Annotated in this window: 11 protein-coding genes and 1 pseudogene; 2 read left to right on the top strand and 10 right to left on the bottom strand. The window is 38.4% G+C overall.

Annotated features, from left to right (window positions below):
* The first annotated feature begins 140 nt into the window (after nucleotides 1–140).
* Nucleotides 141–1,556, top strand: a complete 1,416-nt coding sequence (locus DFO73_RS09655) for a PAS domain S-box protein (protein ID WP_110064578.1) — start codon at nucleotides 141–143, stop codon at nucleotides 1,554–1,556.
* Nucleotides 1,557–1,714: 158 nt separating this feature from the next.
* On the opposite strand, the gene DFO73_RS09650 is transcribed toward DFO73_RS09655, so the two are convergent.
* The 6 genes and pseudogenes from DFO73_RS09650 to DFO73_RS09620 all read right to left on the bottom strand — a co-directional run bounded on the left by DFO73_RS09650 (nucleotide 1,715) and on the right by DFO73_RS09620 (nucleotide 6,792).
* The gene (locus DFO73_RS09650) at nucleotides 1,715–2,470 is read right to left on the bottom strand and encodes an NRDE family protein (protein ID WP_110064577.1); all 756 of its coding nucleotides are present in this window, start codon (nucleotides 2,468–2,470) and stop codon (nucleotides 1,715–1,717) included.
* Nucleotides 2,471–2,792: 322 nt separating this feature from the next.
* Entirely contained in the window at nucleotides 2,793–3,893 is a 1,101-nt protein-coding gene (locus DFO73_RS09645; protein ID WP_110064576.1) for an AI-2E family transporter, read from the bottom strand.
* Between the two features lie 173 nt (nucleotides 3,894–4,066).
* A complete protein-coding gene (locus DFO73_RS09640) occupies nucleotides 4,067–4,609 on the bottom strand; it encodes a general stress protein (protein WP_110064575.1) in 543 nt (180 codons plus the stop codon).
* 391 nt (nucleotides 4,610–5,000) lie between these two features.
* Complete coding sequence (locus tag DFO73_RS09635) at nucleotides 5,001–5,519, bottom strand: YfiT family bacillithiol transferase (RefSeq protein ID WP_110064574.1); 519 nt, start codon at nucleotides 5,517–5,519, stop codon at nucleotides 5,001–5,003.
* Nucleotides 5,520–5,534: 15 nt separating this feature from the next.
* Nucleotides 5,535–5,696 (bottom strand): annotated as a pseudogene (locus DFO73_RS09630) (aspartate/glutamate racemase family protein); the annotation flags it as partial.
* Nucleotides 5,697–6,414: 718 nt separating this feature from the next.
* Nucleotides 6,415–6,792, bottom strand: coding sequence for a winged helix-turn-helix transcriptional regulator (locus DFO73_RS09620; protein ID WP_110064572.1), 378 nt, complete (start codon nucleotides 6,790–6,792; stop codon nucleotides 6,415–6,417).
* A 179-nt stretch (nucleotides 6,793–6,971) separates the two neighbouring features.
* Here DFO73_RS09620 and DFO73_RS09615 point away from each other — a divergent pair, with 179 nt between their 5' ends.
* A complete protein-coding gene (locus DFO73_RS09615) occupies nucleotides 6,972–7,997 on the top strand; it encodes a zinc-binding alcohol dehydrogenase family protein (RefSeq protein WP_110064571.1) in 1,026 nt (341 codons plus the stop codon).
* Between the two features lie 286 nt (nucleotides 7,998–8,283).
* Here the strand turns inward: DFO73_RS09615 and DFO73_RS29805 are convergent, their stop codons facing one another.
* The 4 genes from DFO73_RS29805 to DFO73_RS29600 all read right to left on the bottom strand — a co-directional run bounded on the left by DFO73_RS29805 (nucleotide 8,284) and on the right by DFO73_RS29600 (nucleotide 12,303).
* Nucleotides 8,284–8,634 (bottom strand): phosphotransferase, encoded by a 351-nt coding sequence (locus tag DFO73_RS29805; RefSeq protein WP_375137316.1) that lies wholly within the window; start codon nucleotides 8,632–8,634, stop codon nucleotides 8,284–8,286.
* A 498-nt stretch (nucleotides 8,635–9,132) separates the two neighbouring features.
* On the bottom strand, nucleotides 9,133–9,792 hold the full coding sequence (locus DFO73_RS09605) for a 4Fe-4S cluster-binding domain-containing protein (protein ID WP_110064569.1): 660 nt from the start codon (nucleotides 9,790–9,792) through the stop codon (nucleotides 9,133–9,135).
* Between the two features lie 22 nt (nucleotides 9,793–9,814).
* Nucleotides 9,815–11,758, bottom strand: coding sequence for an anaerobic ribonucleoside-triphosphate reductase (nrdD, locus tag DFO73_RS09600; RefSeq protein WP_110064568.1), 1,944 nt, complete (start codon nucleotides 11,756–11,758; stop codon nucleotides 9,815–9,817).
* A gap of 344 nt (nucleotides 11,759–12,102) precedes the next feature.
* The gene (locus DFO73_RS29600; protein ID WP_181395974.1) at nucleotides 12,103–12,303 is read right to left on the bottom strand and encodes a hypothetical protein; all 201 of its coding nucleotides are present in this window, start codon (nucleotides 12,301–12,303) and stop codon (nucleotides 12,103–12,105) included.
* Nucleotides 12,304–12,702 lie beyond the last annotated feature (399 nt).

Here is a 12,702-nt window from a genome sequence, read left to right as displayed (position 1 = left end):
TTTTCTATGAAAAAGGTACCTAATCCGGTATCTTTTTTTATTTTGACGAGCCTCATAAGGTGAAATTTATCCTATATGTCAAACAGAATAAGTCATGTATAATAATGGAAAAGTGCCAACTTAAAAGGAGGGATGAAAAAATGATCATGACAGAAAACCACGCAGATCTGTTCGCAGATAAAGTTGAAGCGAGGAATTTGCAGCTGGCCATTCAGCACTCAAGCGATATTATTACGCGAGTTACAAATGAGGGAATTGCTTTATATGTCTCTCCTTCCTGTTTGCCGATGCTTGGCTACACGCAGCAGGAGTTTTATAAAAGCAGCCTTTATACATATTGTCACCCTAATGACCGGGATCTTCTTCGAGAGGCTTTTGCAGAGCTTGATTTTCTTCCCCATAAACGGGTGACCTTTCGCTTCAGGCATCATGAGGGCCATTATTTATGGCTGGAAGCGAATTTTTCCGTTATTAATGAAGATAAGGAAATGATGGGCATAATCAGAGACATGACCCAAAGAATTATCATGGAAGAGGAGATTCTTGAAACACAGGAAAAGTACCGTTTTCTTGTTGAGTATTCTAAAGATACGATCGGAATGGTGACGCAAAAAGGCATTTGGACTTATATCAATAATGAAGGCAAGAAACTCTTTGGATTCACCAGCAGCAAAGAAATAATCGGCACATCCCTCCACGACTATGCTCCCTCTTCCGAACATTCCACCCTGGATGACTTTTTACAAACAAAACAAAGTGTGAATTTTGAGCTGAACTTGATCCGGACAGATAGCCAAACGAGAAAAGCCGAAGTCCAGCTGATTCCGACCACTTTTAAAAATAGAAAGGTTTATCAGATTATTATTAAGGACGTGACAGGCCAGAAGAAGACCGAAGAAAAGCTGCAAAATGCAGAAAAACTTTCGGTTGTAGGCCAGCTGGCAGCCGGAATCGCCCATGAAATCCGCAATCCGCTAACAGCCATAAAAGGCTTTACACAGCTTTTAAATGAAGAAAGGCAGGGCGATTTTGCAGATGTCATCCTTACTGAACTGGAACGAATTGAAGATATCGTAAACGATTTGCTTGTTCTTGCCAAACCGCAAATTACCGAAATGGAAGAAACCAACCTGATTACGGTCGTTAAAAGTGTCATTACGCTTCTAAATAGCCAGGCGGTTATGGGAAATATTATGATAGAATTAACCCAAGCACAATGCAGTTTCAATGTGAAATGCGAGAGGGACAAAATTAAGCAGGTATTAATTAATATTATTAAGAACTCCATTGAAGCGATGCCTATGGGCGGAAAAATAAACGTTGATATCCGGCAGGACAATAATTTTGTCATTATCAGCGTTGAAGATGAAGGAATTGGCATTCCTGAAGAGCGCCTTGCCAAATTGGGGGAACCCTTTTACAGCACGAAGGAAAAAGGGACAGGCCTGGGCATTATGATTTGTAAAAAGATTATTAAAAACCATGGCGGAAACCTTTATATTCACAGCAAGGAAAATGAAGGCACAACGGTGAGGGTAACGCTGCCGCTTGTTTGATAATCACGGCAAATAGGAACCAGTGCCGAGCTGGCTTTCTTGAAGGACAATATCCTGTAATTGGTCTGGAGAAAAGTCCTTCATATGCGCTTAAAGGACTATCCTGTAAATGAACTGGACTTTGTCCTTCATATCCGGCTTGAAGGACAAAGTCCAGTTTAGTATTTAAACGTAAATTCCTGCTCTTCCTGGAGGTCGCCAGCATGCACCCGTTCCTTATAAAAAATTTCGTCCTCAGACATCAGCATAACCGTTGAGCTTCTTGTTCCATAGCCTTCACTTTTAATAAACATCGGCGACAGAATTCGTTCCCACTCAAGGGAAACCCCTGTTTTGGGGAGAAGGTCGTCAGGTGCAGGATCAGCATTTTGCAGAAGGGCGAACAGCTCTTGAGTTAAACTGTCATCGGAGTCTGCTATTAGTTTAGCCAGACCCTCCTTTCCTCTTTTCACCTTTGGCCATTCTGTGTTCAGCACATGATTGCTGACTCCGTATATCCCCGGCTCCAGCTTCTCCATTTTATCTTCAACATTTGAGTAATAGTAAAGCTCATCCGCATAGCCGGCAAGCAGATTATAGCCGGGATACTGCTGGCGGTTACCTGCTGCTTTTTTCATAAATTCCGAAGGCTGGCCATTGCCTTTTAAAAAGTCGGCTACAAGCTCTCCTCTTGACAGCTTCCCTTCTGTTGCTTCTTTTGGATCACGGTAATTAGTCAGGGCAGCGAATCTTCCATCCTTCGTTACACCCATCCAGGTGCCCATTTTGCTTAAGTCCCGTCCGGCCAGGATATTCGGATGATCTTCCCAGAAATGTGCCGGTACCGTTGGCCGCTCATAAAACTCATCCCGATTGGCTGCAACTGCAAGCTTGTATTTTGAATGCATCTTGTATGCAAATAGAATTAAACACATGAACCGATCACTGCTTTCGTTTGATTTGTTGCTTTTATTGTACCTTTTGGGAAAGGAAGAGTAAAAAGGCGGGATTAGATAGGGACAACTTTTTATAAAAGCAAGAGGAATTGTATTAGATGTTAGATAAATTTAGCAATATGCTAGATAAAATTGAAAACATGTTAGATAAATTCTGGTTTATGCTAGATAAATTCAGAATCATGTTAAATAAATAGTTAATCGTGCCAAATAAATACTAAAACAGAATCACCCTGGATAAAAATACTCCCCTTCATGAAAAAAAGCTCCTTTTAATCAAAAAGGAGCTTCCAAATTATACTTAAGTAACAGCCTCTTCCTTCGCGGTCTTCCTCGCCCTTAAGAATCGGACTGTATTTAAGACAATCGTTTTTGTAACAGCATAGGTGGGGATCGCTAAGATCATGCCGAGAATTCCAGCTAGATTGCCCGCTACCAGCAACAGGATAATGATCGTGGCTGGATGTGTGTTCAAGGTTTTTCCAAGAATAAGCGGGGAAAGTACATTTCCTTCAATTTGCTGTGCAATCACGATGACCACCACAACGAGCAATGCCTTCGTCGGCGAATCGAAAAGCGCAACAATGACCGCAGGTGCTCCGCCAAGAAACGGCCCGACATACGGGATGATATTGGTGATCGCCACAATGAGCGCCATGACGAGCGCATACGGCAGGTCAATGATTAAGTATCCGATGAAAGACAAAGTTCCGACAAACAATGCGACCGTAATCTGGCCCTGGATGTAGGAAGAAAGCGTCTCCGCTGTTTCCTTTAAAGTCTTAACACCCTCTGCCCTGTAAGAAGCAGGGATAAACTTTGAAACGGCAGCCGGAAACTTATCGCCGTCTTTAAACATATAAAACAGCAGGAACGGCACGGTTACAATGGTGATCGCAATATTTGTGACCAAGCTGACAATCCCCGCGACCCCTTCCGTCACACGGCTTGGCAGCGTATTGGCATAATCCATAATCCGTGCTTCGATTTCTTCAATCGATATGTAATCCTGTGCCATAAACCATCTGAATTGCTCGGTATTTGCCATCGAGTTAATAAACTCTCTCGTTGTACGGGCATATCCAGGCAGATCATTGAATAATTCTGTTACCTGCCTGCTGATAAGCGGAGCCAGGTTTCCAACGACCAGAACCACAAGCCCAATGACCGCTGCATATATGATCAAAATGGCAGCCGTCCTTGGAACCTTGTACCGCTGCAGCAATTTCACAAGCGGATTTAATAAAAAATACAAAAATCCTGAAATAATGATCGGAAAAAACAATGTTGATACAAAAATGCCGACCGGTTCAAACAGGAACGAAATTTTTGTTGATACATAGATGATCGTTAAAATAATTAGCACTTGCAAAGTCCAGTACTGCAGTTTTTTCTTTGCCACAATGTCACCTTTTTTCCATGTTTGGTTAAGTAAAGAATACCATATTGAAGTTAAATTCTTCTATTATGAGGTTAGTTTCTATTTACACTATACGATCAGCTTTTCTAAAAGGTTTCAGAAATAGACTAAAAAAGGCATTCCTTATTTGAAAAGGAATGCCCTTACTCGCTTTTTTATCGAGCAGTATACATATGAGTGTTTAAGGAACGGTTATCCGTAAAGGTTGTCTGCACTCGTTCACGCTGTTCTTCGTCAACCTCAACCAGTAAGAGGATATGTCCTTCTTTCACAAACCTTTCATACTCTTTCGCGTCATTTTCCGGTATGCCCGCTCCAGTCAGTGCACCGACAATGCCGCCGCCCGTAGCTCCGATAGCAGCTCCGCTTAATGTTGTCGCAAGCGGGCCAGCTGCAGCCAGAACACCAATTCCAGGGATACTAAGTAATCCAATCTCTGCAATCAGGCCGGCAATTCCGCCTAAAACGCCGCCTGTGCCAGCTCCTATACCGGCACCTTTTCCAGCGTTTGCTCCGCGATGGGACCCTTCGTCCATCACATCAACATCTGTGCGGTCCTCAATTTCATCCAATTCATCGTCATTTTTAGCTAATACCGAAATATCATGAGGGTTAAACCCGCTCTCTTTTAATCTCTCAATCGCCCGTACTGCTTCTTCTGAATCTCTGAATACTCCGCCAACAATTGTTTTTTCCATTGTTAATTCCTCCTTTGCTTAGTTCAATAGGAGTACGATTTTTTCTACATATAATCCATACCCGTCAAATATTGAGGTAAACATCCGGGTTCGGGTACAGAAAAGGGAGCTGCAACAGCAGCCCCCCTTATATAGCTTTTAAAATCGAATCTTAATTTTCATAAACTTCCGGAATAAGAAGTATTTAAGAACAAATTTTTTCATCAATTAACGGAATAATGTCTTTTTTAATTAAAATCGCCTATATTATTCATAATTAAGGGGAAAAATGTTCAGCCTATTCCATAATAAACGCGCCCTTTAATGGAGTAACAATTATTTTTTGATAGGGGTAAGTAAAACCAAGTTTTCTATTAAAACTTTTCGAGTAAATATATAGTATTTTATTTCTTTACCAACCTAATCGATCACGAAGAGAAGTAATATGTGCAACATGATGCAGCCCATGCCAAGCATAGATCCCAATATTAATGCTTAGCTTAACAACACCTGAATCCGGGTGTTGGAAAGTCTTCTCCAGTTCATCCTGTTTCAAAGAACGTAACAGAAAAACCCATCTACTATGTAAAGCCTCTATTAGTTTTAATGAAACGTCTACTGGTAACTTCGAATCAGGGAGCTTAGCCCACTTTCCTTCTTCATACAGTTTAATGGTAGGAGTGTTTTCTGTGAGAGTCAACTTAAAACGAGTATAACTATTTAAATGGCTGTCGGCAATGTGGTGGACCACTTGGCGGATGGTCCATCCTTCAGAGCGATAAGCTGTATCTAACTGCTCATCATTTAAACCCTTCACAGCTTCTTTTAATTCAAGTGGAAGTTCTTCAATCTCTTTTATCCACCTCTCTAATAATTCTGCTGTAGGCTCTCCTTCATAATTAAACTTTCCAATAGGATAACGCAAATCCATTCAAACAACTCCTTTCTATACCTTCTTTAAAGACATATTTACTGCTTCAAGAGCATGTATATTAGTTGTGTCAAACAGAGGAACATTGGAATCCTCTTGTTTTATCAAAAATCCAATTTCTGTACAGCCTAATATAATTCCTTCAGCTCCAGCTTCGATCAAACTTTGGATAACCTTCATATTAAATCCTCCAAACCATAGCCATTTTTGTTTTCTTCTTTAGCATCAAGTACAAACCTTCTTATTTAAAAACGTCCCTATGAAACAAAATATACCTTCTAAGATAAACTTCCATTTAATAACGGATAATCCCTTCTCTTATTCCAGAAAATGGCCCTTTACATGCAAAATCGGGCGCAGATCCTTATTCCGGAAATGCGCCCTTTAACAGAAAACCCGATTTCAAGATAATCTTAAAGGACATTAATAACGCCCTTTCACTATTGCCCCCATTATATGAACAAGTTAATAGTTCTAAACTCAATTACTCTCAACTCTATGTCCCCTTATCCTGTATAGAATTCCTGTGATTAAAGACGTTAACATCAAAATGAAGGGGAATAGCATAGTTTTTTCTAAGCCTTCAAATATAAAAGCAGGTATAATTCCAATTAGTAGAAATCCCGAAATAATAAAATAGATTACAGACATAGCTCTAAATTCTTTGGCTGTATATCTTTTTCTCTTAAACACTAGTTACTCTCCTTTTACTAAAATAATACACGTGCTTGTTCAACTAAAAGTACCTTTTAGCCCCATTAACGTAACAAATGGAATGTTATTTTAGAGCCCATCGTTATTCAATTCTTGCACCCTTTAAAACCAAATAACACCTGAGCTTAACTATTATCTGTTTTTGCTGAAGATTGACATAGAACTAATTAGCTTTAATACTTTAAGACTCATATTCCAAACTTCCTCTTTTAATAGCAATCTCTTTGTTATATCTTTCCCCCCAGTCTCTCATGAGCATAATAATTGGTTCTATTGTATGGCCGAACTCAGTTAACGAATATTCTACCTTTGGCGGAACTTCTCTATAGACCTCTCTGTGCACTATTCCATCCTTTTCCAATTCACGAAGCTGAAGGGTCAACATTCGCTGAGTGATGTCAGGCATTAACCTACGGAATTCATTAAAACGCTTTGTTCCTGACGTTAAATGAAATAAAATAATTCCTTTCCATTTTCCACCGATTACTTCTAACGTTGATTCCACAGGACACCCGTATGGATCAGGACAACCTGAGTATTGATTATGCTGATTTTTCATTTGTATACCTCCATTAACCTTTAGTATAAAAAATGATACTATACAACAAAAATGTGCATACTTACAAAAATATATCACTTGATCTATTATAACAATTATAAAAGCATTAAATAAAACAGACTCACTTTTTAATGCTATTTATAAAATTTAAATAACTTTGTGAAAGGATGAATTGAACCATGGCAACTATGAAGGCTGTAGGTTTGCATCGTTATCTACCTATTGATAATCCAGAAAGCTTGTTAGATCTGCAAATCGAAAAACCGAGTGCTTCAGGTCGGGATCTACTTGTTCGCGTAAAAGCTGTTGCAGTTAATCCCGTTGATTATAAGGTCCGATCACCCAAAGAAAAGGTTGAGGAAAACCCTAAAATTTTAGGGTGGGACGTGGCAGGGATTGTGGAGGAAGTTGGCCCAGATTGCAAATTGTTTAAGCCAGGCGATGAGGTCTATTACGCTGGGGACATCACTCGACAAGGAGGTAATAGTGAATTCCATCTTGTTGATGAAAGGATTGTAGGGGAAAAACCAAAATCCTTAAGCTTTGCACAAGCTGCTGCTCTACCATTAACAACGATTACTGCTTACGAGGCACTTTTTGATCGTATGAACATTAGGCGGAAACCAAGCGAAAATCAGAATAAAACACTTCTTATTATCGGCGCAGCAGGTGGGGTCGGATCTATAGCCATCCAATTAGCTAAATGGGCTGGGTTAACAGTAATTGGTACTGCCTCCAGACCTGAGTCTATAGATTGGTCAAAAAAACAAGGGGCTGACCATACCATAAATCACTTTAAAGAGTTCGTTCCACAACTAAAGCAGTTGGGGTTTGAAACGGTTCATTATATTCTTTGTCTAAATACAACAGATAAACACTGGATAAACATGACAAATGCTATTGCCCCTCAGGGGAAAATTTGTTCAATAGTTGAGACAAAAGGACCACTTGATCTAACATTGCTAAAAAACAAAAGTGCAACGTTTGTTTGGGAACTAATGTTTACAAGATCCATGTTCCAAACTGAAGATATGATTGAACAACATAAGCTCTTGAACGAAGTAGCCGATTTAGTTGATAGTAAGATAATAAAAACTACGCTAACCGAACAATTCTCACCTATTAATGCAGAGAATTTGCGAAAAGCTCATACAATTCTAGAGACTGGAAAATCTATTGGAAAAACTGTCGTTGAAAATTTTTAATATAATCAAGTTAACACATTAGTAAAATAAATGGCTGCCAAGAGTATATGGGCAGCCATTTTTAAAGTTTCCAGTTAGCCAAACCAATCTTGATGAATGTCGACCTATTGCTTACATGGCAGCTAAATAATCCTTATTCAATTTATGGCCCTATTCAGGAAGGACGCCTTCTTCAAGAAGTGCGCCCTTTAGCAGAAGACTCGATTTCGAGATAATCTTAAAAGACATTAATAATTAACTTTTGCTATTGCCCCCTTTTTTTAATAAGAATCTTCTCTATAAGTTACTATCTCAAAGAATTAAGATAAGAGAACCTTTCAAAAGCGGTTTCCCAATTCACATCGAGATTTTCTTTCACTGCAAAAATCAAATTATGAAATATTGGTTGTAAACCATAAAAAGATTGTACTCTCTTGAAAATCGATTCTTTATCTTCAGCTTTATAATATGACAATACATCTTTAGTAAAATCTGGACCAAAAGACCAGTATAAACCAGCAAAATCAAAAGCAGGATCGCCTATTTGTGCATCAGTAAAATCAATAATACCATTAACAAGTCCTTTTTCTTGATTAAATAAAATATTTGCAGTAGTTAAATCCCCATGAATTATGACCTTTTTGTTAATTGAATAAATTGAGTTATAAAAGAAGTCCCGAAAGAATTTTTCAATTTCTGTTTTTAACAGACTATATGAAAGATAGAATGAATCCTACATCCAGAGGCAATTTTTGTACAATCAGTTCATTCTCCTGATAGTACCCTGATTTTGGTTCCGTAAAGACTTATTCAAGTTTACAAAATGCCCTTGTTGATATAAAAAAATTTGGGTAATCGGAAAATAGTGTGGAAAGAGGGGTAAAAAGAACCCTCCTCCATCAACCTAGTCAGTGTGGAAAAATCAGCACCATAGATTTTTTCATACACCCATTCATAGCCAGTTTGTTCCGAATTCGGGAATTGACTTGGTAACATTTTTTCGAAAAGATAATTCAACTTCTTCTTTGAACTTCTTTTTCTATTTAACTAATAGGGGTACTGTCAAGAAAATGCGGATGTACAACGCTGAGTCCGTTTTCCTGACGGTTCCCCATGTTAAAAGTCTCTTAATCATTCGTACCACAAGACTTTACTATTAACTCCCTGGATAAACAAATTCATTCAAGAAATAGGGCACAATGCTGCCATGATAGGCTTTTCTTTCCTCTACAAAATGTCTTATCTCTGTGAAAAATGCCTCATCTAGCAAGGGATATCGAACTGTTCGTACTTGGTCAAGAATCGAGTTATGTTTAATAACTGCGTCAACACTTGCAATTAATTGATTGACGACTTTTTTGCTTGGTATGATCCCCATAATATCCTTATAAATCTGCGCATCTTCTTTTATATCCAGTACATGGTATGGTAGCTTCATATCAATATGGATGCCATCGACGAGGTTTTCCTCATATAAGGTTTGGACTTTTTGGTGATAGTTTCCGCTTGTTGTTACAATTATTTTTCCGTCAAAAAGTGTTCTCACTTTTTGCAGCAGGGCATGTACCTCGTCTAATGGGTTAATCAGAAATTCGCCACCGCTGAACATAACGGCATCCAATAAAAAGCCACTCTTCTTTAGATAATCATATAAATCATCTGTCGTCTTGTATTCTTTTGGTGTGTTAGCAACGATTTCATCATAATTATGACAGCCGAAACATTTCAGCGGACAGCCCGATAATGAATGGAGCAGCAATGTCGTATGATTGGGCAGGTCGGTAAATGTGCGAATAAAGTTATTGTATAGTTTCATTGTGTTTGTGTTCTCCTGCTAATTAACGGTGAACAGCCTCCTTCAACACATCTTCTTTCAACCTTTTTCTAATGGTCCAGTCATGTCTTCTTGCTTTCGACCAGAAGTTATATTTCCCTTCATAATATCCTTTGTCATCTACATGTATGTTATTTCTGGAGATCATTTTCAAATAACCAATAACCCTGCTAAATGTTGCAATATCTGTTGACTCACAGACAGGACAATGATGAATATTCTTGGCGTCTTCCGCAATAATCTTCTGACCGCATGTCATACAGGAAGTAATCGTTGGTGTCAGGGTAATATAATTAATGGGTTTAGCAAAAATTTTATCCAGGTATTTTGCTAGGCTTTCTGGTTTTACTTTTGATTCAAGAAAATGGTGCAACACACTACCAGATGTAGCATAGCCTTGAAATTCAGCACTATTTTCCAATTGTTCTAGGAAATCCTCTTCAGAAAATGGAGTCATACAGCCACTTGTTAAGTATGGATTTTCTCCTTCACCCTGTACGAAGATCTCTCTATCATTTGCCTTTGCCCATTTAAGGTCATGGCGAGCAAGTTTGATGGCAGCATTTTCGGCAGGTGCATATTCAATACCGCACGCCACTTTATCTCTCACGATAAATTCGTTCACAATTTCTGTCATATATTGCATAAGTTCATGAGCAATCATTTTACCACTATGTCCCTTAATTCCGTCTTTAAAGCCCATATTTATAAGTCCTTCATTCATACCAGTAAGAGCGAATACGTTGAAGTAGTTTTTCAAGTCTTTATTATAGGCAAAGAAAGTCGGATATAATTCTTTGTTTTGTTCAATCCATTTTCTCTTTTCCATATGGGCTTCCTGCATGACTTCCATGTATTCGCGTATCTTAACTTTGAGAAGATCCAGATCATGTCCGAATTCCAAGAGTACTCTATTCAAATTTAAATTAAGCACCTGTACTGCACCTGTGGAACCTGCTGATGATCCAAATACACCCCCGCCTGCTTTGGAAAGTGTCTCTAAATTAATTTGTAGACGACAGCAAAGGCTTCTGCTCACTTCTGGATCCTTTGCCTGAATGAAGGGGTTTAATGCTTTGTAATAAGGGTCTTCAAATGGCTTTGTTTTAAAGTTTTCAAAATAAACACCTCCCCAATGATACATTTTATCCAATAGCTCGATAAATAATGGGTTTTGGTAATTAAAATGATCATCGATTTGCACCGTTAATAATGGAAAGGTAAAAGGAATCCCATCACTGCCTGTCCCATTTTTCATAACAGCAATAATTGCTTGATTTATGCGGTCAAAGTAAGTTTCTGGGATGTCCTTATACTGGATATTTCGTCCCTCTCCACCAATAACGACGTAATTATCCTTAATTTCTTCGGATGGTTTTCCGAACTCTAATGTAATATTGGAGAAGCTGCTCTGTGCCCCAGATCTAAGTGGCATATTTAGTTCCCAGATCAGACTTTGAAAAAGTTCTACAAGTTCTTCATCTGTATAGGCCATACCTCGGTTTTCCTCATCAAATAAATAAGAAGATGCAATGGTTGATAGTTGTGCCAGCATAACTGCACCTGAGACCTGCTGTGATATTAATGTAACGACATTACTGAAATGCCTTAATAATGTTGATATCCGCTTAGCCGGTTTAGAAGAGATCATATTTTTTGCCAGTGACGGAATCCCCTTTGTTGCAATGACCATACAGCTGATGGATACACAATATGGTGCAAGCTGCTTATCGTGCACATAGACAATCCCCTCATGGTACAATTCTTTTATTTTTGGCGGGAGTATGTGATTAAAAAGAAATTCCTCTTCCGCATGATTTGTTAAATTATGCCTTAAAAGCGGCAGGGAATAAACATAATTGCTATTCTCGTGCCTGAGGTAATCTGTTTGCTTGTTTTCTTGCTGCGATATGAATTTGTCGATAATGTCAGTAGTATTTTGGAACATGTACAAACCTCTCCTTTAGACTTTTTAACAATGTATTCTTGTTAATTCTCGAACATCGTAACACAATATATAGTATTTATTAGTGATATTAATCACCATATATTGATTCCATCTAAAAAAAAGGTTTATGCGGTACCCTGGAGGAGTCTTACAGGACGAAATATACCCTTACCTGAGGAAAAACACAACTATTATTACCTTTTTGCTAAAGGCGCAAAACATCGCATCGTTTCAATTCTTCTAACATACTAATAAGATTGGGAATAGGAACGCAGTTTTCCTTAAATCCATAAAGATAATCTTGAAGCAGTTCTTCCCAGGTTATATCTGTAATCATAAATTCATCAACTAATTATCGATATACTTTGTTTTTTCCAAACATATCCACGACTATCTAAATAAATAAAACGTTCCATAGATCTTTCTTTAGGTATATGACCAACAATGTTTTTCAACCTGTCATATTGTCTATCAATAAACATTTTTATAGATTCATCTCTATTTAAGAAAATTCCATCTAAATCGAAAATAACAGCTTTAATCATTTTTGAACCCTCTTCCTAGTTTAGGCTCCTATATTCTTCTACCTAAGAGCAAAGTCCTTCTTCACTAAATGCCTCGTTAGCTAAAGTGCAAACCTTTACAATCTTTTATAAACTTTAACATACATATCCAATTTTTCTTTAGGGTGTTTGTTCAACAATCTGGCCCTTTAATTGAAGAATACTTCATAAATAGAAGATGATTTAAACAACATAAAAGTTATTATTATCTCTTTACGCAAATAAAAGAGGGTGTCCCAAAAGTATTACTTTCGGGCACCCTCTTTTTTCCTCTATAAAATTGGCCTGTTGATTTCCGCTCCAGGGACTCGCTTTCCGCGGGCGGTCCGGGAGCCTCCTCGGTGCATTCGCACCTGCGGGGTCTCCCGCTGACTCGCTTCT

Origin of the sequence: Cytobacillus oceanisediminis (assembly GCF_003182355.1) — a bacterium.
Taxonomy (GTDB): Bacteria; Bacillota; Bacilli; order Bacillales; family Cytobacillaceae; genus Cytobacillus; species Cytobacillus oceanisediminis_A.
Note: the sequence above shows the minus strand (reverse complement) of the source record. Positions and strands in the feature narration are given on the sequence as shown.

Excerpts from the sequence above, each read along its gene's own strand:
- nrdD (WP_110064568.1), bottom strand. The coding sequence starts at position 11,758 with ATGTTCCAAAATACTACTGACATTATCGACAAATTCATATCGCAGCAA.
- DFO73_RS09655 (WP_110064578.1), top strand. The coding sequence starts at position 141 with ATGATCATGACAGAAAACCACGCAGATCTGTTCGCAGATAAAGTTGAA.
- DFO73_RS29600 (WP_181395974.1), bottom strand. The coding sequence starts at position 12,303 with ATGATTAAAGCTGTTATTTTCGATTTAGATGGAATTTTCTTAAATAGA.
- DFO73_RS09635 (WP_110064574.1), bottom strand. The coding sequence starts at position 5,519 with ATGGATTTGCGTTATCCTATTGGAAAGTTTAATTATGAAGGAGAGCCT.
- DFO73_RS09605 (WP_110064569.1), bottom strand. The coding sequence starts at position 9,792 with ATGAAACTATACAATAACTTTATTCGCACATTTACCGACCTGCCCAAT.
- DFO73_RS09620 (WP_110064572.1), bottom strand. The coding sequence starts at position 6,792 with ATGAAAAATCAGCATAATCAATACTCAGGTTGTCCTGATCCATACGGG.
- DFO73_RS09615 (WP_110064571.1), top strand. The coding sequence starts at position 6,972 with ATGGCAACTATGAAGGCTGTAGGTTTGCATCGTTATCTACCTATTGAT.
- DFO73_RS09650 (WP_110064577.1), bottom strand. The coding sequence starts at position 2,470 with ATGTGTTTAATTCTATTTGCATACAAGATGCATTCAAAATACAAGCTT.
- DFO73_RS09640 (WP_110064575.1), bottom strand. The coding sequence starts at position 4,609 with ATGGAAAAAACAATTGTTGGCGGAGTATTCAGAGATTCAGAAGAAGCA.